22 protein-coding genes and 1 tRNA gene are annotated in these 24,445 nt (G+C 61.6%); 7 read left to right on the forward strand and 16 right to left on the reverse strand.

Going from position 1 to position 24,445, the window contains the following annotated elements; genetic code table 11:
* Position 1: 1 nt before the first annotated feature.
* The gene (gene rpiA / locus M2375_RS06140; RefSeq protein ID WP_259164588.1) at positions 2 to 673 is read right to left on the reverse strand and encodes a ribose-5-phosphate isomerase RpiA; all 672 of its coding nucleotides are present in this window, start codon (positions 671 to 673) and stop codon (positions 2 to 4) included.
* Positions 674 to 727: 54 nt separating this feature from the next.
* Here rpiA and M2375_RS06145 point away from each other — a divergent pair, with 54 nt between their 5' ends.
* Positions 728 to 1,783, forward strand: coding sequence for a quinone-dependent dihydroorotate dehydrogenase (locus M2375_RS06145; protein WP_259164590.1), 1,056 nt, complete (start codon positions 728 to 730; stop codon positions 1,781 to 1,783).
* Positions 1,784 to 1,874: 91 nt separating this feature from the next.
* Here M2375_RS06145 and bioB read toward each other — a convergent pair whose 3' ends face one another.
* From bioB to M2375_RS06160, 3 genes are all read right to left on the reverse strand, one after another.
* Positions 1,875 to 2,918 carry a biotin synthase BioB gene (gene bioB / locus M2375_RS06150; protein ID WP_259164592.1) on the reverse strand — a complete coding sequence of 348 codons (1,044 nt, stop codon included), beginning with the start codon at positions 2,916 to 2,918 and terminating at the stop codon, positions 1,875 to 1,877.
* A gap of 508 nt (positions 2,919 to 3,426) precedes the next feature.
* Positions 3,427 to 3,846, reverse strand: coding sequence for a glyoxalase superfamily protein (locus M2375_RS06155; protein ID WP_259164593.1), 420 nt, complete (start codon positions 3,844 to 3,846; stop codon positions 3,427 to 3,429).
* Positions 3,847 to 3,859: 13 nt separating this feature from the next.
* Positions 3,860 to 4,327 (reverse strand): VOC family protein, encoded by a 468-nt coding sequence (locus M2375_RS06160; RefSeq protein ID WP_259164594.1) that lies wholly within the window; start codon positions 4,325 to 4,327, stop codon positions 3,860 to 3,862.
* A 466-nt stretch (positions 4,328 to 4,793) separates the two neighbouring features.
* On the opposite strand from M2375_RS06160, the gene M2375_RS06165 reads away from it, so the two are divergent.
* Both M2375_RS06165 and M2375_RS06170 read left to right on the forward strand, forming a co-directional pair.
* The gene (locus M2375_RS06165) at positions 4,794 to 7,232 is read left to right on the forward strand and encodes a bifunctional diguanylate cyclase/phosphodiesterase (RefSeq protein ID WP_259164595.1); all 2,439 of its coding nucleotides are present in this window, start codon (positions 4,794 to 4,796) and stop codon (positions 7,230 to 7,232) included.
* A gap of 342 nt (positions 7,233 to 7,574) precedes the next feature.
* A complete protein-coding gene (locus M2375_RS06170) occupies positions 7,575 to 8,813 on the forward strand; it encodes a YncE family protein (RefSeq protein ID WP_259164596.1) in 1,239 nt (412 codons plus the stop codon).
* 108 nt (positions 8,814 to 8,921) lie between these two features.
* On the opposite strand, the gene M2375_RS06175 is transcribed toward M2375_RS06170, so the two are convergent.
* Complete coding sequence (locus tag M2375_RS06175; RefSeq protein WP_259164597.1) at positions 8,922 to 11,423, reverse strand: YgiQ family radical SAM protein; 2,502 nt, start codon at positions 11,421 to 11,423, stop codon at positions 8,922 to 8,924.
* 345 nt (positions 11,424 to 11,768) lie between these two features.
* Positions 11,769 to 11,951, reverse strand: a complete 183-nt coding sequence (locus M2375_RS06180) for a hypothetical protein (RefSeq protein ID WP_259164599.1) — start codon at positions 11,949 to 11,951, stop codon at positions 11,769 to 11,771.
* A gap of 215 nt (positions 11,952 to 12,166) precedes the next feature.
* On the opposite strand from M2375_RS06180, the gene M2375_RS06185 reads away from it, so the two are divergent.
* The 3 genes from M2375_RS06185 (at position 12,167) to M2375_RS06195 (ending at position 13,681) form a co-directional block, all read left to right on the forward strand.
* Positions 12,167 to 12,760, forward strand: coding sequence for a YigZ family protein (locus M2375_RS06185; RefSeq protein ID WP_259164600.1), 594 nt, complete (start codon positions 12,167 to 12,169; stop codon positions 12,758 to 12,760).
* 149 nt (positions 12,761 to 12,909) lie between these two features.
* Positions 12,910 to 13,524: a GAF domain-containing protein gene (locus M2375_RS06190; protein WP_259164601.1), complete on the forward strand. Its 615-nt coding sequence runs from the start codon at positions 12,910 to 12,912 to the stop codon at positions 13,522 to 13,524.
* Between the two features lie 83 nt (positions 13,525 to 13,607).
* Positions 13,608 to 13,681 (forward strand) — tRNA-Gly (locus tag M2375_RS06195).
* 55 nt (positions 13,682 to 13,736) lie between these two features.
* Here M2375_RS06195 and phbB read toward each other — a convergent pair.
* The 3 genes from phbB to M2375_RS06210 all read right to left on the reverse strand — a co-directional run bounded on the left by phbB (position 13,737) and on the right by M2375_RS06210 (position 17,930).
* Entirely contained in the window at positions 13,737 to 14,474 is a 738-nt protein-coding gene (gene phbB, locus M2375_RS06200) for an acetoacetyl-CoA reductase (protein WP_259164602.1), read from the reverse strand.
* A 391-nt stretch (positions 14,475 to 14,865) separates the two neighbouring features.
* Positions 14,866 to 16,047 (reverse strand): acetyl-CoA C-acetyltransferase, encoded by a 1,182-nt coding sequence (locus M2375_RS06205; RefSeq protein WP_259164603.1) that lies wholly within the window; start codon positions 16,045 to 16,047, stop codon positions 14,866 to 14,868.
* A gap of 125 nt (positions 16,048 to 16,172) precedes the next feature.
* Positions 16,173 to 17,930: an alpha/beta hydrolase gene (locus tag M2375_RS06210; RefSeq protein ID WP_259164604.1), complete on the reverse strand. Its 1,758-nt coding sequence runs from the start codon at positions 17,928 to 17,930 to the stop codon at positions 16,173 to 16,175.
* Positions 17,931 to 18,040: 110 nt separating this feature from the next.
* On the opposite strand from M2375_RS06210, the gene M2375_RS06215 reads away from it, so the two are divergent.
* Positions 18,041 to 18,280 (forward strand): hypothetical protein, encoded by a 240-nt coding sequence (locus M2375_RS06215; protein ID WP_259164605.1) that lies wholly within the window; start codon positions 18,041 to 18,043, stop codon positions 18,278 to 18,280.
* Here the strand turns inward: M2375_RS06215 and M2375_RS06220 are convergent.
* The 7 genes from M2375_RS06220 to maiA all read right to left on the reverse strand — a co-directional run bounded on the left by M2375_RS06220 (position 18,277) and on the right by maiA (position 24,288).
* Positions 18,277 to 19,698, reverse strand: coding sequence for an MFS transporter (locus tag M2375_RS06220; RefSeq protein WP_259164607.1), 1,422 nt, complete (start codon positions 19,696 to 19,698; stop codon positions 18,277 to 18,279). The genes M2375_RS06215 and M2375_RS06220 overlap by 4 nt on opposite strands.
* A 54-nt stretch (positions 19,699 to 19,752) precedes the next feature.
* Positions 19,753 to 20,256 (reverse strand): GNAT family N-acetyltransferase, encoded by a 504-nt coding sequence (locus M2375_RS06225; protein WP_259164608.1) that lies wholly within the window; start codon positions 20,254 to 20,256, stop codon positions 19,753 to 19,755.
* Positions 20,257 to 20,329: 73 nt separating this feature from the next.
* The gene (locus M2375_RS06230) at positions 20,330 to 20,758 is read right to left on the reverse strand and encodes a PaaI family thioesterase (protein ID WP_259164609.1); all 429 of its coding nucleotides are present in this window, start codon (positions 20,756 to 20,758) and stop codon (positions 20,330 to 20,332) included.
* Positions 20,759 to 20,962: 204 nt separating this feature from the next.
* The gene (locus tag M2375_RS06235) at positions 20,963 to 22,276 is read right to left on the reverse strand and encodes a type II toxin-antitoxin system HipA family toxin (protein ID WP_259164610.1); all 1,314 of its coding nucleotides are present in this window, start codon (positions 22,274 to 22,276) and stop codon (positions 20,963 to 20,965) included.
* A 24-nt stretch (positions 22,277 to 22,300) separates the two neighbouring features.
* Positions 22,301 to 22,612: a helix-turn-helix transcriptional regulator gene (locus M2375_RS06240; protein WP_259164611.1), complete on the reverse strand. Its 312-nt coding sequence runs from the start codon at positions 22,610 to 22,612 to the stop codon at positions 22,301 to 22,303.
* A gap of 120 nt (positions 22,613 to 22,732) precedes the next feature.
* On the reverse strand, positions 22,733 to 23,620 hold the full coding sequence (locus tag M2375_RS06245) for a polyphenol oxidase family protein (RefSeq protein ID WP_259164612.1): 888 nt from the start codon (positions 23,618 to 23,620) through the stop codon (positions 22,733 to 22,735).
* Positions 23,617 to 24,288 carry a maleylacetoacetate isomerase gene (gene maiA / locus M2375_RS06250; RefSeq protein WP_259164614.1) on the reverse strand — a complete coding sequence of 224 codons (672 nt, stop codon included), beginning with the start codon at positions 24,286 to 24,288 and terminating at the stop codon, positions 23,617 to 23,619. The genes M2375_RS06245 and maiA overlap by 4 nt, the downstream gene beginning before the upstream one ends.
* Positions 24,289 to 24,445: the final 157 nt, after the last annotated feature.

Below are 24,445 nucleotides of genomic sequence, written 5' to 3' on the forward strand. Positions count from 1 at the left end.
TTTAAAACTCCAGGGTCTGCACGCCCTGCTCGGTGCCCAGCAGGCAGACGGAGGCCTTCTGGAGGGCGAACACGCCGACCGTGACCACGCCTGGCCATTGGTTCACTTCCGATTCAAAGGCGGCAGGATCGGCAATCGCCAGGCCCGTGACATCAAGGATGTGCTGGCCGTTGTCGGTCACCAGCGGCTGGCCGTCCTTGAGACGCAAGGTGGCCTGGCCGCCCTTGCCCGCAAAACGGCGCGCAATCTGGGTCGCCGCCATCGGGATGACTTCCACCGGCAAGGGGAAAACACCCAAGGTTTGCACCTGCTTGGAGCCATCGGCAATGCAGATAAAGCGGTCAGCCAGGGCCGCCACGATCTTCTCGCGCGTCAAGGCCGCACCGCCGCCCTTGACCATAAAGCCCTGGTGGTCGATTTCATCGGCACCGTCGATGTAGACCGCAAGACGCTCGACTTCATTGGCGTCAAACACCTTGATGCCCAGCGCCTGCAGGCGTTCGGTACTGGCTACGGAGCTGGAGACAGCGCCGGGGATCTGGTCCTTGATGGATGCCAGCGCATCAATGAACTTGTTCACGGTGGAGCCGGTGCCCACGCCTACGATTTCTCCGGCAACCACATATTGCAGAGCTGCGCGGCCAACCTCGGCCTTTAATTCGTCTTGTGTCATGGTAGTGCGATCAGATCAGCGAAAATACAAACAACGCCTTGATTATCCCATCCCATGTCCCTGATCCCCTACTCCCTCTCCCGCGCCGTTCTGTTTGGCATGCAGCCAGAAGCGGCCCATGACTTCACGATGGACATGCTGGCCAAGGGCCAGAACACCCCGCTGGCCTGCGCCTGGCGCCAGAGCCGGGTGAGCGACCCCATCACTTTGGCGGGGCTGCAGTTTCCCAACCGCGTGGGTATGGCTGCGGGTTTGGACAAAAACGCACGCGCCATCGATGGCCTGGGTGCCATGGGCTTTGGCTTTGTCGAGGTGGGCACGGTCACGCCCTTGGCACAGCCTGGCAACCCCAAGCCGCGCATGTTCCGTATCCCTGAGCGCGATGCGCTGATCAACCGCCTGGGTTTCAACAACGAGGGCTTGGCCGCTTTTGTGACCAATGTGAAGAAGGCCCAGTTCCGCAAGCAGGCCTCACCGCTGCTGCTGGGACTCAATATTGGCAAGAATGCCGCCACCCCGATTGAAAACGCCACCATCGACTACCTGCTGTGCCTGGATGCCGTTTACCCCCACGCGGACTACATCACGGTCAATATTAGCTCGCCCAATACCAAGAACCTGCGCGCACTGCAAAGCGATGAGGCGCTGGACGCGCTGCTCAGCGCCCTCGTGCAGCGCCGCGAGCAGCTGACGCGCGCGCATGGCCAGCACAAGCCGGTGTTTTTGAAGATCGCCCCCGATCTGACCGAAGAGCAGGTCAGCGTGATTGCCAACAGCCTCAAGGCCCATGGCATGGACGGCGTGATCGCCACCAACACCACCATCAGCCGCGATGCCGTGCAAGGCCTGCCGCATGCGCAGGAAGCGGGCGGTCTCTCGGGTAGGCCCGTGTTTGAGGCCAGCAATGCGGTGGTCCGCCAACTGCGCGCAGCGCTTGGCCCGCAGTTTCCCATCATCGGTGTAGGCGGCATCTTGAGCGGGGCCGATGCCGTGGAGAAAATCAAGGCCGGTGCGGATGTGGTGCAGATCTATACCGGTTTGATCTACCGGGGCCCGGCTTTGGTCACCGAGATCGCGCAGGCGCTGAAGGCGCAAGCCAGCGGCCGCTGATCCACAGACCGCAGAGCCAGCACGAGGCCAGCAGCGTTTGCTGGCCTTTTTTGCATCCGCCTCCGACCCGGGCAGGCAGCCGCCCCTGCCTTCAGCTCGCCACTTTCAGGCTGGCAAGGCCCAGCTTGGCCAGCAGCCGTGCATCGCTATCCGCCTCCGGGTTGCCGGTGACCAGCAGCTTGTCGCCATAAAAGATGGAATTGGCGCCGGCCATAAAGCACAGCGTTTGCACGGCCTCGCCCAGCTGCTGGCGGCCGGCTGACAGGCGTATGCGGGCCTGGGGCATCACAATGCGGGCGACGGCAATCACGCGGACAAAATCCAGCGGGTCGACGGGCTCGCTGTCCGCCAAGGGCGTGCCGGGCACGCGCACCAGGCTGTTGATGGGCACCGACTCCGGATAAGGCTGCATATTGGCCAACTGGGCCAGCAGTGCCGCGCGGTCCACCGGCGTCTCGCCCATGCCCACAATGCCGCCGCAGCACACGCTGATGCCTGCGGCCCGGACATGGGCCAATGTATCGAGCCGCTCTTGGTACTGCCGCGTGCTGACCACATCGCGGTAGTACGCCGGCCCGGTGTCCAGGTTGTGGTTGTAGTAGTCCAGCCCTGCCTCGCTCAGCGCCTGTGCTTGGTGGGCTGCCAACATCCCCAAGGTGGCACAGCTTTGCAACCCCAGCGCCTTGACAGCAGCAATCATCGCGCTGACCTGCGCAATATCCCGGTCCTTGGGCGCGCGCCAGGCAGCGCCCATGCAAAAGCGGCTGGCCCCGGCATCCTTGGCCGCTTGGGCGGCGCGGGTGACCTCGGCAAGGTCCATCAGCTTGTCGGCCTTGACCCCTGTCTCATACGCAGCCGACTGCGGGCAGTAACCACAGTTTTCGGGGCAGCCCCCGGTCTTGACGGACAGCAAAGTGGCCAGTTCGATATCGCCTGCAGGCCAATGCACCTCGTGCACGGCCTGTGCACGGCGCATCAGCACCATAAACGGCAGGTCAAACAGCGCCTGCACTTGGGCCATGGGCCAGGGCTCTGGGGCGGGTGGTACCGTCGCCTCGGTTCTGCGGTGCCAATGAAGGCTTGCGGTGCCAATGGCTGGTGCGGGTGCTGGTTCTGGTGTTGCTGTGCTGGACATGGACGCCTCCTGAATCGCTATCCAGTGCGGAATGCCTGGGTATGGCACTTATTGTGTACAAGGCCAGCGCTTCTGTGGGTGATGGGCCAGCGCCGGCCAACGCATGCCATGGCAGATTTGCGCTGCGCTTAATTTAACGCGCTGTTGAAGGCATGTTGCCGGCAAGAAGACAGTGCATCCGTGCAACAGCTGCTATTGCAGTGCCAACCGCGCGCATTTTGCAAGGCTGGCCCTGGTCGGTGGCGGCAACAAGACAGCCAGTTGCAAGCAGTTAAGGGAGCGGAGACAGCGCAGAACGCCTTGCAGGCCTGGTACCCCACTCCAGCGCTGGATTTTTGCGATCCGCCTTGGCAGTATTTGGGAGCTTATTGACGGCGCAGCGCTGCTTTAGCCCCAGCAGCACCAAGGGTCTTTGCCAGCACCAGGCGGGTGCCGCTGGGCTGCGCGCCAGGCCAGGCGTAAAAAAGCCGCCAGGGGTGAGGCGGCTGTGGGTTTGCCGGGGGCCAGATCAGCTGGCCACGTGCTCTGACGAAGGCGGCAGATCTTCAAAAAACACCAGGTGGTTGCCAAAGGGATCGGCAATGCGCATCTCCAGCATGCCCCAGGGCATGGACTGCAGCCCCGGCTTGGCATGGCGGTAGTTTTTAGCGATCAGGCTTTGCTGAAAAGCCTGGAGCTGCGACCAGGCGATGCGCACCGTACTGCCGGGGCAGGCATCGCCATGGTGCTCGCTCAGGTGCAGCACGCATGCTTGGCCAGCGGGGCTACGCAGACTGAGCTGCTGGTAAAGCGGGAAGTCATCGCCAAAGCGGTGTGTCCAATCCTGCACAAAGCCCAAAAAGCCTTGGTAGAACTCGCTGGCTCGCTGGTCGTCAAAGCTGCGCAGCACGGGGACCACGCAGTTGTTGAACAAAGGGGTTTCGGCCATGGTTGCGCTCCTCTCAAGACAAGGCGGCAATCACATCGGCGGGGGCTTGCACCAACTCGATCAACACCCCTTCGCCGGCAATGGGGAACTCGTCGTTGCTCTTGGGGTGCAGAAAGCAGATGTCATGGCCGGCAGCGCCTGGGCGGATGCCCCCTGGCGCAAAGCGCACGCCTTGGGCGCTCAGCCATTCCACCGCTTTTGGCAGGTCGTCAATCCACAGGCCGATATGGTTGAGCGGGGTGGCATGCACGGCAGGTTTTTTGTCGATATCGAGCGGCTGCATGATGTCCACCTCAACGGCGAACGCGCCCTTGCCCATGGCCAGAATGTCCTCATCGACATTCTCGCGCTCACTGCGAAACGTAGATATTTGTGACAGACCCAGCATCTCCACCCAGAGTTTTTTCATGCGTTCCTTGTCAGTGCCGCCAATGGCGACCTGCTGAATTCCCAATACCTTAAATGGACGTTGCGCGGACATGCCTGTGGCTCCTTCACTTGAATGTGTAATGCGTGTGCAGCAGCCATTGTGCCAAGGCTTGGGACCGCTGGCGGTGCCAATCGCGACCCCAGGTCCGCGCCAGGGCCTCCCTGCTTCTGTATGAATTGCTCCACACCGTTTACACATTGCTGCTAAAACCATGGCAGAAAGGTGCACAGTGTTTTCCCTTAATAACTACAATTAACAAGACTCAATCATCGAATAGCGTATTACTATATTTCAATGATTTTTTAGGCAGCGTCTCGCTGCCTTGAAATGCGCCCACCATGCCTGCTGCTCCCCCTCGCCTGACGTACCGTTCGCGCGCCCCACTGGCCGTGCCGACGCGGCTTTCCTGCGCCCCATCAGGACAGCCATGCCCTTTTTAAGCCATTTATCGTCCCTTATGCAGCCCGCCAAGCCGAAGCCTGCGGCCCATCTTGCCGCGCCCCGGCGCAAACAGCGCTTGCTGCAAAGCATTTGGCCATTTGTGGCGCTGGCGATTGTGCAGACCGTGCTGGCCATCTCCAGCCTGCACATCTTGGGCGCCATGCGGGCCTTCAGCTCTGGCGAGAGCCAGTGGAGCAAAGGCCAGAAAGATGCCACTTACGCACTGGCGCGCTATGCGGTCAGCGCCGATCCTGCCGCCTATGAGCAGTTTCACCAAGGCCTGCATATTCCGCTGAGCGATCTGCAGGCGCGGCTCATGCTGGAAGAACAAGGCTATCCCGCGAGGCCGCAAGCCTCCATGCTGCTGCTGCAGGGACACAACGAGCCCGAAGAGATCAATGCGCTGATCTGGCTGACCGTGTATTTCAAACACACCGAGACTATTGGCCAATTGCTGGCGCGCTGGCGGGACAGCGATGAGCCCCTGCAGGCGCTCCAAACCCTGGCGGGAGACATCTACGCCTGCTTGCAGCTGGCGCCGCCCACGCCGGCACAAAAGCAAAGCTGGCTGGCCCAGATCAATGCGCTGCAGATACAGCTTTCCGAAGCGGAGCGGGCCTTCAACAAAGTACTGGGTGACACGTCCCGCACCCTCAATGCCTGGCTCTGGTCCATCAATATCGGCATTGCAGTGGCCATGCTCAGCTTGCTGATGGGCCACACCTGGCGGCTGCAGCGTAAGACGGCGCGCGCCGAAGATGAGCTGGATATCGTCAGTGAACGTGCATCCACCACCTTGGCCGCCATTGGCGAGGCGGTGATCACCACGGATGCAGCAGGCCATGTGATGTACATGAACCGCGCAGCCGAGGAGCTTCTGGGCCTGTCGCTTGACGAGCTTTTGTCCTGCGAGCTGGCGCAGCACATGCATGCAGCGCCGCCGAGCAGCCCGAGTCAGGACCTGGCCATTCCCCTGGTTCAAACCGCCATTTCAGAGGCGCTTCAGGGCCGTGAACACCCGCGCGACACCATTTTTAGGCTCTACGACGCGCAGCACCACACGCGTGAAGTCAAGCTCGCCTTCACCCCCATCGGGGACCAGGACGGCACCATCGAGGCCGTGTTTGTCTTGCACGATGTGAGCCAGGAGCAAAGCTATATCCGCGAGCTGGCCTGGCAGGCCACCCATGACCAGCTCACCGGGCTGGTCAACCGTTATGAGTTCGAACGCCTGCTGGGGCTGCTGCTGGCACAGACCGCCCATGGCCCAGTGCATGCCACGGGCAATGCCATCATGTACCTGGACCTGGACCAGTTCAAGGTCATTAACGACACGGCTGGCCACATGGCCGGGGATGCCATGCTGCGGGCCATCAGCGCCATGCTGCAGCGCTGCCTGCGTGCAGGAGACACTTTGGCCCGCGTCGGCGGCGACGAGTTTGCCATCTTGCTCACCCACTGCGACTTTGACGAGGCCCAGCGCCTCGCCGAGCAAATCCGCGATGCGGCGCAAAACGTGCGTATCCAATGGGGCGAGCGCAGCCTGAGCGCGGGCATCAGCATTGGTCTGGTCAAGCTCGCCTCCCCGCTTAGCTCGGTCGCAGAAGTGCTGCGCGTGGCCGACATGGCCAGCTACGGCGCCAAGCAGCGGGGCCGCAATACGGTGTACGCCTACGATCCGGGGGTGGACCAGGAGATTGCCCGCTATGTCGGCGAGATGGAGTGGGTGGAACGCATCAAGTCTGCGCTCGAAGGCGGGCACTTTTGCCTGTACGCGCAGGCGATTGGCGCGCTCAGCAGCACGGCCGATGCAGCGGCCGGAGGCGGTTTGCATATCGAGGTGCAAATACGCATGCGCTTGCCCGACGGCAATATCATCAGCCCGGTGCTTTTTATCCCGGCTGCGGAGCGCTATGGCCTGATGCCGATGGTGGACCGCTGGGTGGTCAAGCAAACGCTGCAGACCTTGGCGCATCTGCAAAAAACCGCACAGGCTCCGGCCATTTCCTGCTGCGCAATCAACCTCTCGGGAACATCGCTGGGTGACGAGCGCCTGCTCGGCTTTTTGCAAGAACAGATCGCGCTGCATGGCGTTGACCCGCATACCTTGTGCTTCGAGATCACCGAGACGGCGGCTATCACGCATTTGCCCAATGCCATTCGTCTGGTCAATGCACTCAAGGCCTTGGGCTGCCGCTTCTCCATGGACGACTTCGGTGCCGGTGTCTCGTCCTTTAGTTCGCTGAAGAACCTGCCTGTGGATTTCCTCAAAATCGATGGCGCCATCGTCAAGGACATGCTGCACGAGCCGGCCCACCGGGCGATGGTCGAAGCCATCAACCACCTGGGCCATGCGCTGGGCATGAAGACCATTGCCGAGTTTGCCTCGACCCCAGAGATTGTCGAGGCCTTGCGCAGCATGGGCATCGACTACGCACAAGGCTATGCCATCAGCCGTCCCCAGCCCTTCTCTGACCCGACTGCCGCTGCGCCGCCTACCAACAGCCTGCACTAGCTGTTGACGCAGGCCGCGATTGCCGCTGCTGCTAAGCGCCGGCCAGCGCCTGATGCGGCAGCCCCGTGCTGTACTACCGCTATCGGATGATTCTGGGCGCCCCTCCGCGTTGCTAACTGGAGCGGCAAGCTGCAGCGAGGTCCAGCTCAGCCATGGCGCAGACCGAGGCGCGGCCCGTCGCATACCTGGCAGGTTCTCAGCATGGGCGCCATGCCGCACCGCTGCGTGCACTGGTGCATACACCACCAATTGCGAACAATCTTAAGCCCATGAATTTGTTTATGTATTTTTTCTAGTCGCTGGTGTACATTAATATTATTAATTAATCACTCATTAGCAATCATGTTTACCAATGCAGAGAGGGCGTTAAAAATCACCCTGCTCTGGGCCTGCACCATGGCCTTGTGTTGTCTGGCAGCGCTGGCCCAAGCTGCGCCGCTTGCCTACGTTGTCAACCGCCAGGACAGCAATGTCTCGGTGGTCGATGTGGCCCACAACCGCGTTGTCTCAACGATTCCCGCAGGAATGGCCTCCCCCCACCGCATTACGATCAGCCAAGATGGCCGCCGCGCTTACTTGTCCAGTATCTGGTCCACCACCCTCACCGTGCTGGACCTGGACAAGCGCAGCTTGCTGACGCGCATTTCTTTGAACGCCACCAGCAATGGTGTCGCCCTCCATCCCCACGGACCCTTGGCCTATGCCGATACCAATACACCGGGCGGAGCGATGATCGCCGTCATCGACACGTCCACCCTCCAGGTCCTGCGCAGCTTTGCTAGCGGTGCGCAAAAAACGCAGGGCTTGGCCCTCAGCCCCGATGGGGAGCGCCTTTATTCGCTGGAACCGCAAAATGATCCGGGAAGCGCCAGGGTGACCGTGATCGACCCCTTGAACAGCGCCGTGCTCGACCATATCCGCATCGGCGCTGAGCCGACTGCCATCAAGGTCCACCCCAGCGGTGGCTTTGTCTATGTGCTCCACGCTGATTCGCACGGCAACCAGGGCAGCGTGACCGTGATTGACACGCGGACCCACACCGTGTCCGCATCCGTCGCCGTGGGCCGCTCACCCAGCGACCTGGCCTTCCATCCTGCAGGCAGCCAAGCCTATGTCATCAACCAGGGCGATAGCACGGTCGCGGTGATGGATACGCGCAAGCATGCGGTAGCGGCATGGATTGCCTTGGGCAGCGCACCGCAGCAAGTGGCCTTCAACCCGCTGGGTACCCACGCCTATGTCAGCAACCAAGGGGGCAACACCATGTCTATCATCGACACCGCCACCCAGCAGCTGCTGGAGACCGTGCCTGTCGGCAGCAGCCCTTGGGGCATTGGGGTTGCGGACAATGCCCCATCGCCAGCGCTGGCAGCGCTGCGCGTCGCCTCGGTCCAGGCCGAGCACGCCAGCCCAAGCGGTGCTGCAGATACAGCCAGCCAGCAAGCCCTCCACACGCTGGGGAGCAGCAAGCGGTCAGGCGTGGTGCAGTCCGTGCCAGTCAGCGGTGTCTGGGCAGGCCTGCTGCTGGTGGTCTCCGGCATTGCGACACTCCACCACCTGGGGCGAAAGCTGCTGGACTGAAGGGCTGTGACCGCCAGCACAGATGCCTGCACCCGCTGACAAAACAAAGGCGCCAAGCCCATCGTGCTTGGCGCCTTTTTGCGGTACTAGCGCAGCTGCGAAGCTGGCTTAACGACCAGGCTTGCGGGCCGCACCGGGTTTTCTGGCCGGGCCAGGCTTGCCTGCGGCAGCACGCACACCCGCACGCGGCGGCAAGCCGGTGTGCTGGGTCAGCAGCTGGCCCGCTTGTGGCTGGGCACTGCGAAAACGCACATCGCCCTTGGGCTCTTGCTGCTCTTGCGGGCGGCGCGGTGCCAGCGCCACGGCCTTACCATCCTTGTTGGTGGTGTAGCCCAGGCCACTGCCGCTTTTGGAGCTGGTGCTGTTTTTCTTGCGCGCACTTTGGTAGCTGCCATCCACCAGCGGCTGGAAGGTCGGGATCAGGTGCTGCTTGCCATTGCCGATCAGATCGGCACGGCCCATGGTCTTGAGCGCTTCACGCAGTATCGGCCAGTTATTGGGGTCGTGGTAGCGCAAGAAAGCCTTGTGTAGACGGCGGCGCTTCTCACCGCGCACAATGTCCACGCGCTCTTCGGCCTCGTCCCGCATCTGCCGGCGCACCTTGGTCAGCGTATTGCGGCCGCTGTGGTACATGGCCGTGGCCGTGGCCATGGGGCTGGGGTAGAAGGTCTGCACCTGGTCGGCACGGAAGCCATTCTTCTTGAGCCAGATGGCCAGGTTCATCATGTCCTCATCGCTGGTGCCCGGGTGGGCGGCGATGAAGTAGGGAATCAGAAACTGCTTCTTGCCCGCCTCTTCGCTGAACTTCTCAAACAGCTGCTTGAAGCGGTCATAGCTGCCAATGCCGGGCTTCATCATCTTGCCCAGCGGTCCTGCCTCGGTGTGCTCGGGAGCAATCTTCAGGTAGCCGCCCACATGGTGCTGCACCAGCTCCTTGATGTACTCGGGCGACTTGACCGCCAGGTCATAGCGCAGGCCCGAGCCGATCAGAATCTTCTTGATGCCGGGCAGCTTGCGGGCGCGGCGGTAGATCTTGATCAGCGGGCCGTGGTCGGTATGCAGGTTCGGGCAGATGCCGGGGAATACGCAGCTAGGCTTGCGGCAGGCAGCCTCGATCTGCGGGCTCTTGCAGCCCAGGCGGTACATATTGGCGGTGGGGCCACCGAGGTCCGAGATGGTGCCGGTGAAGCCCTTGACCTTGTCGCGGATGTCTTCAAGCTCCTGGATGATGGAGTCTTCCGAGCGGCTTTGGATGATGCGGCCTTCATGCTCGGTGATGGAGCAGAAAGTGCAACCGCCAAAGCAGCCACGCATGATGTTGACCGAGGTGCGGATCATCTCCCAAGCCGGGATCTTGGTGGCGGCCTCGTGGCTGCCGTTCTCGTCGGCATAGGACGGGTGCGGGCTGCGGGCATAGGTCAAACCAAACACCCAGTCCATCTCGGCGGTGGTGAGCGGAATGGGTGGCGGGTTCATCCAGACATCGCGCGCCGTGGTGCCTTCGCCGTGGGCTTGCACCAGTGCACGGGCATTGCCGGGGTTGGTCTCCAGGTGCAGCACGCGGTTGGCATGGGCATAGAGAATCGGGTCGCTTTTGACCTCTTCATAGCTCGGCAGGCGCAACACCGTGCGGTCGCGCGCCGGCATCTTGGATTTGTGGCGCAGCGAGAGGTTGGGCACAAACGTCAGGGGCTGCACATTTGACAAGCTCGCAGCACCGCCCGAGCCGCCGCCACTAGCCGCTGCACCAGCGGAGGCATCGGCGCCCTCTTTCTCGGCATCTTCCTTCGCGCAGCTTTGGCCCTGGGCCTCCGCCTGCTCGCTGGTCGTCATGTAGGGGTTGATGTGGGGTTCCACCTCACCGGGCTCATCGACCGTGGTCGAATCCACCTCGAACCAGCCTTCTTCAGAGGCGCGGCGGAAGAACGACGTGCCACGCACATCGGTGATGTTCTCCACCGGCTCGCGCGCGGCAATGCGGTGGGCCACTTCGACCAGCGCGCGCTCGGCGTTGCCGTAGAGCAAGATATCGCACTTGCTGTCCACCACGATCGAGCGGCGTACCTTGTCGCTCCAGTAGTCGTAGTGGGCGATGCGGCGCAGCGAACCCTCGATGCCGCCCAGCACAATCGGCACATCCTTGTAGGCTTCGCGGCAGCGCTGGCTGTAAACAATGGCGGCGCGGTCCGGGCGTTTGCCACCCACATCGCCGGGGGTGTAGGCATCGTCTGAACGGATTTTGCGATCCGCCGTATAACGGTTGATCATCGAATCCATATTGCCCGCGGTCACACCCCAAAACAGATTGGGCTTGCCCAAAGCCTTGAAGGCCTCGGCACTTTGCCAGTCGGGTTGCGCAATGATGCCCACGCGAAAGCCCTGCGCTTCCAACACACGGCCAATCACCGCCATGCCAAAACTGGGGTGGTCCACATAGGCATCGCCGGTCACCAAGATGATGTCGCAGCTATCCCAGCCCAGCTGGTCCATCTCGGCCCGGCTCATGGGCAAGAATGGCGCAGGGCCAAAGCGTTTGGCCCAATAGGGCTTGTAGCTGGTCAGCGGCTTGGCAGCGCGTTCAAAGAAAGAGACATCAATCGGGGCAGACATGGGCAACAACAGTCGTGGGGTAATGCGCGCAGAGGCTCGGAGCCAGGAACGGCAGGGTCCGATATTCTATAAAAATAGCCCGTAGCACGCATTTGTACGGGTATTGATGCTATGTATTTCGGAGCATCTGTGGATGCAAGCCCCATGCCAGGGCGGCAGCGCTGGCCATGTGCACAAGCCGGCTCAAACGTCAGACTTTATTGCGCTGCATCAAATAGCCGCACATTGTCGCATGGCTGCCCCGTTCACTGCAAATAAAAAAGGCAGCTTCTGCTGCCTGTTTGCGCTTGCGGATCGAATCAAAGAGCGGCAAAGCCCGCCCACAGACGGATGCGCTTCAGTGGCTTACCACTCACCGCCTTCGCGCACGCGCTGGGCCAGATCGATATAGCCGCCATCATCGTTGGCACTGGGGGTGGTTGGCAGGGCAGCGCACACTTCGGTCACATAGGCGGGCGTCTCCCAACCTGCACGTCCGAACCCATGGTTGTTCAAGGAATCCAAATTGGTTTGCAGTTGGTGTTGCATGATCGCTCCAGGCTAATGTGTCAGTCGGTGGGTAGGAGTGGTTCTAAAAAAATCGGGGTAGACTCGCAGCCTCGCTGCACGATGGGTCTCCGCTGCAGTAGCAACTCCATCACTGGAGCACTTCTGTCATTGAAACAATGATATGTGTCTAACGCATGACATCTCCGCGACGTTGACGCATAACACTGTAAGCAAACGTCTTCTTCTCGCCACGCATGCCCTATACCTTGGCCCAGGCGGTTCATAGCGAACTGGTCATCAAGAAAAGCCGCTTCATTGGCTGTGTTCAGCCCGTTGAGGACCGTGCGCAAGCCCTGCTGATTGTGCAGGGCCTGCGCGCCCAGCACCCGGGTGCCAACCATGTGTGTTGGGCATTGATGGCGGGCGGCCAGTCGGCCGCAGTCGATGATGGCGAGCCCAGTGGCACCGCAGGCCGGCCGATGCTCGATGTCCTGCGCCACCAGCAGATCGAGGGCGCACTGGCCACCGTCGTGCGTTATTTTGGTGGCGTCAAACTGGGTGCCGGCGGCCTGGTGCGGGCCTACACCGATGCTATCGCCCAGGCCATGCTGCTGGCAGAAAAAATCGAGCGCCAGACCATGGCCCGCCTGCTGTGTCGGCTGCCTTATGCCCTAGAAGGCGGCATGCGACGTGAAGTCAGCGCCGCAAACGCCCAGTTGCTGGAAGTGACCCACGGCCATGATGTGCTGGCCGACATTGCGCTGGTGGCATCGCAGGTCCCCGACTTTGTTAGCCGCATGAATGAACTCGGTCAAGGCCGGCTGGTCTGGCTTGACCCCACGGACTGATGGAGCCGCCAAGCCAAGTACGGCTTGTTCATCATGTAAAAGAGTAATTCATTCACGCGCCAGGGCCTGCGGCTGCTTTTCTCTGCCGTTATCATGAAACGCGTCGAAGATGCGCTAGCGGGTAGCGCATGGAAATAGAGAGAGTATCTATGGCTATCCATCTATGGGATTACGCACCTGACGCGCTGGAAGTATCGATGAGCGAACTGCTGGTGGCCACGGCAGAGTCCTCCGATGAACTGATTGACCAGAACGTCAAGGAGGTGTTGCACGGCCTGCGCGAACACCTGAAGATGGACGTGATTTTTGTCTCCGAGATCTACAACGGCCAGCGCATGTTCAAGCATGTGGATCACCACCCTGACAAGGCCTTGATCAAGACCGGCGGTGGCTCGTCGCTGGAGCAGTCCTTTTGCCAATGCGTGCTCGATGGCCGCCTGCCGCCGCTGGTGCATGACGCCGCCGAGCACATCGAGTCAGCCAAGCTCCCCGCCACGCCCTTTCGCGTTGGCGCACATCTGAGCAGCCCCATCATCCTGGCCGATGGCCAGATCTACGGCACGCTGTGCTGCTTCAGCACCGAGCCCGACCCCACGCTGCGCGAAACGGATTTGCAGAAACTGGCCGTGGTTGCCAGACACACGGCCAAGCGCATTGATGTGCGGCGTGACAAGGAGCGTGACGCAGAGTTGCAAAAATGGAAGCTCCAGCCACTGGATGACAAAAAGCAGGCTTGGCAGCTCCCGGGTAAGAAAAGCAACTGAAGCTCTGCCGGCGGGGCTGCGCAGAAATACGGCAACCAGTGATGGCGCGCCGACGCCTTCTCCCGCTACAATCTGCCCGAGACGCGGGTGTCGTTCAGTGGTAGGACTCTTGCTTCCCAAGCAAATAATGTGGGTTCGATTCCCATCACCCGCTCCATACAAAACTAAAACGCGCCTTGTAAGGCGCGTTTTTCATGGCTTTGTATTTGCCATCAATGCGTGTGCAAACCACCATTGACCGAGAACTCTGCACCTGTTGCATAGCCACCATCGACCGATGCCAGCCAGGCGATGATCGCAGCAATCTCGTTGGGCTCCCCCAGGCGCTTCATGGGAATGGTGCCCACGATTTTCTCCAGCACATCGGGGCGGATGGACTTGACCATGTCAGTGCCGATATAGCCGGGGCTGACGGTGTTGACGGTGACGCCCTTGCCTGCCAATTCCTGGGCCAGGGCCATCGAGAAGCCATGCATGCCGGCCTTGGCAGCCGAGTAGTTGGTCTGGCCTGCCTGGCCCTTGGCGCCATTGACGGAGCTGATATTGACGATCCGGCCCCATCCTTTTTCCACCATGTCGGCCACGACCTGCTTGGTCACGTTGAACATGGAGTTCAGATTGGTCTCGATCACTGCCTGCCAGTCCTCGGGCGTCATCTTCATGAACATGCGGTCGCGGGTAATGCCGGCATTGTTCACCAACACATCGATGCTGCCATGCTCTGCCTTGGTCTTGGCAAACGCCTCCACGGTAGATTCCCAATTGCCGACATTGCCCACTGAGGCGTGGAATTCATAGCCCAGCGCTTTTTGCTCGCCCAACCATTTTTCGAAGTCACGGGTGGGGCCGCAGCCCGCAATCACCTTGAATCCGTCTTTGTGCAAACGCTGGCAAATGGCCGTCCCAATGCCTCCCATACCGCCGGTTACATAGGCCACTTTTTGACTCATTGACATCTCCTTGGTTTTGCTTGGAATGCTTGCGAACTCTCACTGTAACCAAGAAAGCTGGTGCAAAAATTCTCGTTTACGCCAAGCAAACAAATTCTTGCAGTCACGGCAAATAACGGTAATTTTGACCCCGATTACGATCACAAACGAGCCTTAAACAGGCGCGGTTTTGATCGTTTTCGCGGATTTAATGGATAACCCTATCAATAAATACCGAGCCATAGTCAGGTATTCATCACCCTGCTTGCTACACAGCATTGGTCTATGAATCCGGAGTAACGAGCGCAGGGCCAGCGCCCGTCAAACTGAAAGAAGCCGGGCATAGGCATGGCAAGCAGCGATAAAAAAACCGCCCATGCGGGCGGTTGGTGGTTGCGCGGCGGCGTTGCACTCAAAGGCGTTCTACGGCCAGTGCCACGCCCATGCCGCCGCCAATGCACAGGCCAGCGATACCGCGCTTGGAACCACGGCGCTTCATCTCGTGCAGCAAGGTGACCAGAATGCGCGCACCGGATGCACCGATGGGGTGGCCGATGGCAATGGCGCCGCCGTTCACATTGACCTTGCTGGTGTCCAGCTCCAGCTCCTGGTTCACCGCGCAGGCTTGTGCGGCAAAGGCTTCATTGAGTTCGAAAAGATCCACCTCTTCCGCCTTCCAGCCGGTTTTGGCCAGCACCTTGCGCACGGCATGCAGGGGGCCCATGCCCATGATCTTGGGGTCCAGGCCTACGGTGGCAAAACCTGCAATGCGGGCCAGCGGCTCAGCGCCCAGTTCCTTGGCTTTTTTGCCACTGGCGATCACCAGCGCAGCGGCACCATCGTTCAGACCAGAGGCATTGCCGGCGGTCACCGAACCGGCCTTGTCGAAAGCGGGCTTGAGGCTGGCCAGTGCTTCGCCATTGGTCTTGCGGTTGATGTATTCATCCGCCTTGAAGGCCACCGGATCGCCCTTGCGCTGCGGTATCAGCACGGTGACCACTTCTTCGTCAAACTTGCCGGCGTCCTGCGCAGCGGCTGCTTTTTGCTGGCTGGCCAGTGCAAAGGCATCCTGCTTGTCGCGGTCGATATGGAACTCTTTGGCCACGTTCTCGGCGGTGATACCCATGTGGTACTGGTTGTAGACGTCCCAGAGGCCGTCAACGATCATCGTGTCGGTCATCTTCCAATCGCCCATGCGCTGGCCGTCACGCGAGCCATTGAGCACGTGGGGCGAGAGGCTCATGTTTTCCTGGCCACCGGCCACCACGATCTCGGCATCGCCCTGCCCCACGGCCTGGGCCGCGAGCATCACCGCCTTGAGACCAGAGCCACAGACGGCATTGATCGTCAGTGCGGGCGTCTTCTTGTCCACGCCAGCCTTGATCATTGCCTGGCGGGCTGGGTTTTGCCCCACGCCAGCGGCCAGCACCTGGCCCATGATGACTTCATCGACCTGGTCAGGCGCGACCTTGGCACGGGTCAGCGCCTCCTGGATCACTGTAGCGCCCAGGTCGGTGGCAGGCACCTTGGCCAGCGAGCCGCCAAATTTACCGACAGCCGTACGCACGGCCGAGATGATGACGATGTCTTCCATGATTTTTTCCTTTTCAAAATAGGCACTGAGGCCGTCTTGTCAGGCTGCAATGCGGTGCTAATTATTGCACCGCAGCATTTGAATGGCGACCCGGCTGTTGCAACCAGGCTGCCTGCGCGTGGTGATCAGGCCTTGGCCTGGACATAGCTCCCTGGTGCCGGCTCCAGCGCCTGGTAGGCGGTGCGGGCACGGCCATAGCTTTTGGGTGCCGCCACTTTTTTGCCGGAATGCCCCGCCAACCACTGGCTCCAGTCCGTCCACCAGCTGCCAGGCAGTTCCTCGGCACCGGCGATCCATGCATCAATATCGGCCGGCAGCTGGCCATCCTCACGCAACCAGTGGCTGCGCTTGTTTTTGGCGGGCGGGTTGATGACACCGGCGATATGGCCCGATGCACCCATGACAAAGCGCTTGTCGCCCCCCAGCACCTGGCTGGAGGCATAGGCTGCACCAATGGGCACGATATGGTCTTCCCGCGAGCCGTAGAGATAAATGGGCATGTCGATCTGGCTGACATCAATTTTCTCGCCGCACACGGTGAGGGCTCCGGGCTGAACCAGCTTGTTTTCCAGGTAGAAATTGCGCAGGTACCAGGCGTAATACGGCCCAGGCAGATTGGTGCAATCGCTGTTCCAGTACAGCAGATCGAATGGCGGCGGGGTTTCACCCTTGAGGTAGTTGCCGACCACATAGTTCCACACCAGGTCGACAGGACGCAGAAAACTGAAGGTGGAGGCCAGCTCCTGGCCCGCCATCAGGCCATTCTGGCCCAGGGTCAGCTCGCGGAACTTGACGAAATTCTCGTCAATGAAGACATCGAGAATGCCCGTGTCTTCAAAATCAACCAGGGTGGTGAGCAAGGTGGCGCTGGCCACCGAATCATCGCCCCGTGCCGCCAGCACGGCCAGCGCATTGACCAGCATGGTGCCGCCCACGCAAAAGCCCAGCGCATTGATCTGTGGGCGGCCAGAGATGGCCTTGACCACCTCGATCGCCTCAAGCACGGCGCTGCCGATATAGTCGTCCCAGCCCTTGCCGCCCAGGCTGGCATCCGGGTTGCGCCAGCTGACGACAAAGGTGCGGTGGCCCTGCGCGACGCTGTGGCGGATCAGCGAGTTGTCCGGTTGCAAATCCAGGATGTAGTACTTGTTGATGCAGGGCGGCACAAACAGCATCGGCCGCTCATAGACCTGGGTGGTCAGCGGCTTGTACTCGATCAGCTGGAACAGCTCGTTTTGGAAGACCACCGCCCCTTCGCTGGTAGCCACATTCTTGCCGACCTCGAACAGCGACTCGTCCGTCATCGAGACATGGCCTTGGCGCATGTCGGCCAGCATGTTCTGCAAGCCCTGCGCAATGCTCTGCCCCTGGGTGTCGAGCGCCTTTTTCTGCGCTTCGGCATTGAAGGCCAGAAAGTTGCTGGGGGCCGTTGCCGCCAGCCATTGCTCCACACCGAAACGGACACGTGAACGGGTTTTTTCATCGCCTTGCACGGCATCGACCATGTCCATCATGGTCTTGGCATGCAGCGCATAGCTGGCAGCGGTGAAAGTGGAGACTGGGTTTTGCTGCCAGGCATCGCCGGCGAAGCGGCGGTCCTTGGGCAGGGCCACCTCGCCTTTGGCGCCTTCGGTCCACAAAGCCAGCGCCGCCTGCGCATACTGCGCTTGAATGGCCTGGAGTTTTTCCATGTCAAAACTGACGGCAGGGGTGGCCGCTGGGGCCTGCCCCAGCCCGGCCATCAGCCCCGTGGGAGCGCCCATGGCATTGAACGGCGGGGCCATGGTCTGCAAGGACTGCATGCGCTCCATCCATTGCTTGGTCATCTGGCTGAGTTGCTGGATCTGGTCGCTGCCCAGTCCCCAATACGGTTGCTGCGTCATCATCGTCTCCCTGGTCAGGCACCATGCAGGGCATGGAACTCTGTGCATCTTAGAGGCAAAAAATGGCAGCCGCGTGCCGGTGGTCCACAACTTCGGGTAAATTCCAGGGCATGTACCTGATCGCGATAGCCTGGCTTTATGTGGTGGTCTTGATGGCGGTGGTGGAAGCCGCCAGCCCCCAGGGCAGCGTGCTGGGGGCGTTTTTTACGCTCTTGCTCTATGGTGCGCTGCCACTGGGTTTGCTGCTGTTCATTGCCGGCACGCCGGCCCGGCGCCGCGGCCGCCACCGGGCAGAAGCGGCTGCCCGAGAAGCCTCGGCGTCTGCCCCGCCCCCGCCAGATCCGTCCTAGTGCGCTGAATGGCGCAGGCGCAGGCTGCTGAACACCCCCGACATCGCCGCAAAACCGGCAGCCAGATACAGCGCCACCGTCGTGCCGTGTCCGCTGGAGACGGGCCACATGGTAAAGATGATGGCCACCAGCACAGCACCCAGGGATTGCCCGGTCAGGCGGGCCGTTCCCAGCATGCCGCTAGCAGCACCCGCACGTGCCAGCGGTGCAGAGGTCACGATGGTGTGGTTGTTGGGCGACTGAAAAAGGCCAAAGCCAAGGCCACACAAGGCCATGCGCCAACCGATATTGAGATCGCTCGGGTCCAGCGGCAGCAGTGCCAGGCTCAGCAGGCCCAGCGCCAGGATGGCCATGCCAATGCCGCCCAGCAAGCCGTCTTCCACCCGGCCTATCAAGCGCCCTGCCATCGGAGCCACCAGCACAATGGCCACCGACCAGGCCGTCATCAGCATGCCCGCCGCAAAATGGCTGCGCTGCAGCGCATCGAGCAGCAAAAATGGCAGCGCGATGAAGGACAGCATCTGCGCCGCAAAGGCCCCCACCGAGGCGCCCATGGACAGCGCAAAAATGGGAATGCGCAGCAAATCCAGCGGCAGCAAAGGCAGGCTGAGCTTGCGCTGGCGCAGCACATACCAGGCACCCAGCAGCAGGCCCAGGCCCAGCATCAGCCAGCCCGATGCGGCCGAGCCACCCGACTCCATGCCATGCCGCGCGCCGATGCGTTCCGCGCCCAAAAACACCAGCGAGAACATCGCAAAGTTCAGCACCACATCAATCGGCGTCAATTTGGCATGCGGCGCATCCAGCAGCTGCTGTGGATTGCGCGGCAAGGCCTTGCGGCCCAGCCACAAGGTCAAGATCCCCAAAGGCACATTGATGGCAAACAGCCAGGGCCAACTGGCCACCGACAAAATGAGCGCCGCAACACCTGGCCCAGCGACGGAGGAGATGGCCACCACCAGCGAGTTGAGCGCCATGCCCTTGCCCAGCTTGGCTGCCGGGTAGGTCAAACGCACCAACGCTGCATTGACGGCCATCACCCCTGCGGCACCCATGCCTTGCAGGCCCCGCGCTGCAATCAGCAGCCACAGCGACTGGGCCAGCATGGCAACCGCAGATGCCAAGGTAAAGCACACCAGACCGATCAGGTAGACCTTGCGGTAGCCAATGCGCTCACCCAAGGCCGCCAGCGGCAGCAGCAAGCCCAGGGTGCCCAGCTGGTAGGCATTGATGATCCAGATGGCTTCGGCTGGGGATGCATTCAATTGCTTAGCGACCGTGGGAAGCGCCAGGTTCATGATGCTGCCGTCGAGCACCGCCACAATCAAGCCCAGCACAATCACCAACATAGCCCAACGCCGCTCGCGCATGGGCAGGCCCTCCTGTGAATAGGAGGCTTGAACGTTGCTAATGGCCATGCGGGACCACCGATGCAGCGCAGCGGGCTGCCGACCAGACCAATGCCGTGTTTGTCATCGTGTGCTGGCTGCCTGGGTTTGCGATGGACCGGCGTAGAGCATGGTCAGGTGCGGGATATCGTCCTCCAGGTAGAGGTCAGAGACCACTTCAAAACCACAGCCTTCATAGAACTTCTGCAAATAGGCCTGGGCCCCGATGCGAATGGCAGAGCCTGGCCAGAGCCGGTCCGTCTCCGCCATGGCATGGCGCATCAGCTCCCAGCCCACGCCCGTGCCGCGCACCGCCTGCATGACGGCAACGCGGCCAATGGATGGCTCCGCGTAGGCCAGGCCCGGCGGCAGCACACGCACATAGGCTTGCAATACACCGGCTGCATCACGCCCCGACAAGTGCCAGCCGCTTTGGTCCTTGTAGTCCAGGTCCTGAAACGCCACCTGCTCTGCAATGAAGACCTGGCAGCGCACATGCAGCAAGTCATACAGCTGCTGCGGGCTCAGTTCGGAAAAAGTTTGGAAGGACCAGCTCAGCTGGTCTGCGGTTGAAGAAGGCTTTGGCATGTTCTGTTCATCTATCAGGAACCTTGGGAAACGGCTGTGGCCCCGCCGTCTATCCACCCGGCCGATCCGATGGTCAGTCGGTCTTGATCTGTTTTTTGGCGGCCTGCAAGGACTGCACCACCTCGGGCATCACGTACTTGAAGGTGCCCGTCGCATGGCTGCACAAGACACCTTGCTCGTCGTACAGCCAGGCTTCGCAAAAAGCCATGCGGTTGCTGCGCGAGAGCAGCTTGCCCTTGGCCACCAAGCCACCTTTGGCCGGAGCCATAAAGCTGGTCTTCATCTCTATGGTCACCGCCCCGCTGCCGGGGATGGCGCTGCGCGCGGCATGGGCCATGGTCACATCCAGCAAGGTCATCGACGCACCGCCATGGGTGACTTCGAAGCTGTTGAGGTGCTCGGGCCGGGCTTGGTAATGGAGCTCTGCCTCGCCGTTTTCCCAGCGGTGCAAGCGAAAGCCCAGGTGGCTGACAAAGGGAATTTCAACTTCAAAGGGCAGCACAGCACAGGCTCCGGCAACAAGCAAGCCGAGAGCATAACGCTTTTGCAAGGAACCCTGGGGCAAACCCTGACCTGCAAGCGACAGCCGACCAGGAAATATGTGCAAGCGCCTACGCAGGCGCTGCAAAACCCTCGCCCAAAGGGGATGGATGTGGATCGCCCGAGACCGCGTTCAGCCCATGGCAGAGAGTTTTGCAGAGGCCCCCTAACTGCCCGCAAGCGCCACGCCACCGCGCAGCCGCTCTTGCACCACCGCCGCCATGCCTGCAGGGGCCTGCGCTAACAGGCTGGGCCAGCTGTGCTGCGCCTGCCGCACCACCTCTTTGAGCAAGGCAATATGGCGGGGTACGCGCAACAAACCGGCGGCATTCAGCAAGGCGGCCACATCGTCCCAGCGCAGCGCCCGCATCGTACGGTCGATGGCCTTGTTAACGGCATACTGCTGCGCGGCCGATCCTTCAAAGAACGCCGCCACGCAAACGCAGTCATAAACGGGTGCTAGGCGCGGATGCCTCCCATCGGGGTAGACCAGCGCCCAGTTCTTCAGGTGTGCATCGGTATTGCCCATCAAAATGGCGGCCACGGTGCGCGCCAGAAACTCGCGCGTATCCGCCACGGGTTGCGGGCTCAAGCGGTCGAGAACGCGCAGCATGGTGGGCCAGTCCTGCTGCAGGCCTTTGCCATATTTGTGGCGCGGCGCATAACCCAGCGCCTGGTTGAACTCCTCCATATGCACACGGCTGCCATCGGGCAGGTGGTCAAAGCGCTGCACGGCCAAAATCTCGTCAAAAGGCAGGTGCTCAGGCAAATCGGCTTGGGCGCGGCTGATGATCTGCACGTCAGCCGTGGTCAGCCCCAAAGCCTGGCATAGCTGGTAGCAGCTGAATTCATTGGCCACCAGGTCGGGATGCTGGGTGCTGGGAAGCTTGAGGATCACGCTGCCCGCAGCACCTTTGCGGCGTACCGTGTAGCGCCGGCCGTCCTGCACCGCACTGAACTTGGTGACAATGCCTGGCAACGATGCCGCATCCGCCACCGGAAACTCCACAAAGCCCGGCTCCAGCACATCCAGCCCTTGGGAGGTGTGCCAGTGGCGCACCACATCCGGGATGGCTTCGTCGCGCGGCATGGGCTCCACCTCCAGCCCGCCCATCAGGTCATGGCCGGCAGCGGCCAGCAGCTCAAACTCGTCATCGGGTGAGCAGCCCCGCTCGGCTGCCAGGCGTTGGCGGTTATGGCCTTCGGGCAAGAGGTTCTGAAAGTACACCGGCCAGCGGCCATCGGTGCGCACCAGCCGGGCATCGCGGGCCGCACGCAAAATGCGCTGGGTGTCGGGCTCTGATGCGCCTTGGTAGCTCAGCGACAGCGCAGGCCGGTTGGGATCCTCGATGTAGCTGTCTTCAAACGAGACACGCAAGATATCGCCGTACTGCGACAGGTAGCCGATGGGCCGCCGCCCACCACCCAGGCTTGCAGGCTGGTGCATGTAGAGCCGCAAGTAGCGGATGGATGTGCTCATGGCATCGCCCGAATCCAGTGGTGCTCAGCGCGTCGGCGCCGCCAGCCTATCCACCACCGACAGCGGGGCATCGGCGCCGGTGGGCTGGCCCAGATATTTACCGCCCGACTGGATAAAGGCCTGCAGTGCGGGCAGCAGATCGGCGGGCACTGCCACCAACTCCAGCCCCAGCACACGGGCCATTTCAGCCACGGTCGAGTAGCGCGGATCCACATCACCGGTCTCGGTGCGCTGCACCGCCATGCGCGAGAGCCCGGCTTGCTCGGCCAATTGGGCCTGGGTCAGTTGCTGGGCTTTGCGTGTTGCCACCAAGGTGGCGATTAAAGAGCTAGTCATGTTACCCATTCTACTCTTTTCAATCACAAAGAGTATATTAAGCAGCATTTCTTTTACCAAAAAGATTCATAAAGTACGCATTTTTATCAAAATGAGTACGTTTATATTCTTTTTGTCTGCTTAGCCAATCCAGATGCAGGCGGCAAAGCGCCCTGTTCCACCCAGCAGCCCAGGGGCACCATCGCGGCGGTGCGAGAAAAATCGCGCCGCATTGGCCACCGTGCACCAGTCTTGGCTGCCATCGTTGCCATACAGCTGCTGGATGCCGCTGCGCTGCAACCGGTGGCGGGCCAGGCCGCTCAGGTTGGCAAAAAACTTGCCCGGGTTACCAGCAGCAAACAGGCTTGCACAGTCCGGGTCTTGCCCCACAAAAGCGGATTGCACCTCGGCGCCCACCTCAAACGCCGGCTGGCTGATGCAAGGGCCCAGCCAGGCCAAAGTCTGCGTGGCAATCTGCGCATTGCTCAAGCTTGCCTGGCCCGCTTGTTGGCGAACGCGCTCCGCATAGGCGGCAAAGCAGTTCTCCAGCACCCCTGTTCCACCCTGCCCCAACAAACCGCGCCAACCGGCGTGAGCTGCACCCACCACCGGCAGGTGCTGGTGGCAAAACAGAACTGGCAGGCAATCGGCCGCCATGACGGTGCAGCCCAGCCCGGGCACATCGCTGACACTGGCATCCGCTGGCTGCTCCTGGCCTCCGCCCTCGCCCAGCACCTGCACATGGCTGCCATGCACCTGGCGCACAAACACCGGCTGGCGTGGCCTGGCCTTGTCCGCACCATGCCCGGCCTGCAGTTCCAGCGCCTGCATGGCCTGGGCAAGCAGCTGCCGGTTGTGCTGTACATGGCCCGGCACATCGCCCACATTAAAGCTCAGGTTGGAGGCGCCAAACAGGCCCTCACTGGCGCCGCCACCCCGGGTGGTGCACAACGCAAACACACCCGGCGGTGTGGGCCACTGCGGCAGCAGCCAGTCGCTGGGGAAGGCGGATTGTGCAGCCGCACTCATGGCTGGGCATCCGGGCAGACGGCAGGTTGGGCCTTTTGCACCGCATCGGTCGCCAACGCCGCCTCATACGCCGCCATGGTCAGCGGCAGGCCATCGAAACTGACCTTAAAGCGCTGGGCATTGAAGATCTGCGGCACCAAGGCGCAGTCGGCCATGGTCAAGGTATCGCCCCAGCAAAAGCGCGAGGGCGCCAGACCCTGCGCCTGGCGCTCTGCAGCCAGCAGCACCAGCTGGCGCTCAAAGGCCTCCAGGCCGGTGCGGCACCAGTGCTGGTACCACAGGGCTTTTTCGGCATCGCTGTGGCCCAGCTCAGCCGTCAGGTAGGCCAGCACCCGCAGGTTGTTAATCGGATGGATCTCACAGGCCACCTGCAAGGCCAGCGCACGGATGCGTGCACGCGCCAGTGCATTGCCGGGCAGCATGGAGACCGTTTGCGGGTAGGCCTCGTCCAGCCACTCGATCACCGCCAGCGACTGGTTCAGCCACAGGCCGTCATCGGTCTCCAGTGCCGGCACCAGGGCATCGCCCACATGGCTGGCAAAGGCCGGGGCGCGGTGCTCGGCCTTGACCAGGTGCACCGGCAGGTAGTCATAGGCCAGGCCCTTGGCCTGCATGGCGATGCGCACCCGGTACGACGCCGAGGAGCGGAAATAATTGTGCAGCTTCATGGCGACCGAGCATAACGCAGGGCGCTGTAGCCGCGGGCCACCCAGTCACCCGCATGACAGCGGTAGCGATCTGGCATGCCAAGACCAGCATGGGCGCGGCTGGGGATTCTGCAGAGCGGTTTGTTTTGCCGCATAATTTTTGACACCGCTTCAATCG

Source organism: Comamonas sp. BIGb0152, assembly GCF_024809975.1.
Classification (GTDB): Bacteria; Pseudomonadota; Gammaproteobacteria; order Burkholderiales; family Burkholderiaceae_C; genus Comamonas.

Bases quoted from the DNA above. Each gene is read 5' to 3' on its own strand.
- M2375_RS06170 (WP_259164596.1), top strand. From the start codon at position 7,575: ATGTTTACCAATGCAGAGAGGGCGTTAAAAATCACCCTGCTCTGGGCC.
- M2375_RS06190 (WP_259164601.1), top strand. From the start codon at position 12,910: ATGGCTATCCATCTATGGGATTACGCACCTGACGCGCTGGAAGTATCG.
- M2375_RS06160 (WP_259164594.1), bottom strand. From the start codon at position 4,327: ATGTCCGCGCAACGTCCATTTAAGGTATTGGGAATTCAGCAGGTCGCC.
- M2375_RS06145 (WP_259164590.1), top strand. From the start codon at position 728: ATGTCCCTGATCCCCTACTCCCTCTCCCGCGCCGTTCTGTTTGGCATG.
- bioB (WP_259164592.1), bottom strand. From the start codon at position 2,918: ATGTCCAGCACAGCAACACCAGAACCAGCACCCGCACCAGCCATTGGC.
- M2375_RS06245 (WP_259164612.1), bottom strand. From the start codon at position 23,620: ATGAGTGCGGCTGCACAATCCGCCTTCCCCAGCGACTGGCTGCTGCCG.
- M2375_RS06215 (WP_259164605.1), top strand. From the start codon at position 18,041: ATGTACCTGATCGCGATAGCCTGGCTTTATGTGGTGGTCTTGATGGCG.
- M2375_RS06225 (WP_259164608.1), bottom strand. From the start codon at position 20,256: ATGCCAAAGCCTTCTTCAACCGCAGACCAGCTGAGCTGGTCCTTCCAA.
- M2375_RS06220 (WP_259164607.1), bottom strand. From the start codon at position 19,698: ATGGCCATTAGCAACGTTCAAGCCTCCTATTCACAGGAGGGCCTGCCC.
- maiA (WP_259164614.1), bottom strand. From the start codon at position 24,288: ATGAAGCTGCACAATTATTTCCGCTCCTCGGCGTCGTACCGGGTGCGC.
- M2375_RS06185 (WP_259164600.1), top strand. From the start codon at position 12,167: ATGCCCTATACCTTGGCCCAGGCGGTTCATAGCGAACTGGTCATCAAG.
- M2375_RS06155 (WP_259164593.1), bottom strand. From the start codon at position 3,846: ATGGCCGAAACCCCTTTGTTCAACAACTGCGTGGTCCCCGTGCTGCGC.
- M2375_RS06210 (WP_259164604.1), bottom strand. From the start codon at position 17,930: ATGACGCAGCAACCGTATTGGGGACTGGGCAGCGACCAGATCCAGCAA.
- M2375_RS06175 (WP_259164597.1), bottom strand. From the start codon at position 11,423: ATGTCTGCCCCGATTGATGTCTCTTTCTTTGAACGCGCTGCCAAGCCG.
- M2375_RS06205 (WP_259164603.1), bottom strand. From the start codon at position 16,047: ATGGAAGACATCGTCATCATCTCGGCCGTGCGTACGGCTGTCGGTAAA.
- rpiA (WP_259164588.1), bottom strand. From the start codon at position 673: ATGACACAAGACGAATTAAAGGCCGAGGTTGGCCGCGCAGCTCTGCAA.
- M2375_RS06180 (WP_259164599.1), bottom strand. From the start codon at position 11,951: ATGCAACACCAACTGCAAACCAATTTGGATTCCTTGAACAACCATGGG.
- phbB (WP_259164602.1), bottom strand. From the start codon at position 14,474: ATGAGTCAAAAAGTGGCCTATGTAACCGGCGGTATGGGAGGCATTGGG.
- M2375_RS06240 (WP_259164611.1), bottom strand. From the start codon at position 22,612: ATGACTAGCTCTTTAATCGCCACCTTGGTGGCAACACGCAAAGCCCAG.
- M2375_RS06235 (WP_259164610.1), bottom strand. From the start codon at position 22,276: ATGAGCACATCCATCCGCTACTTGCGGCTCTACATGCACCAGCCTGCA.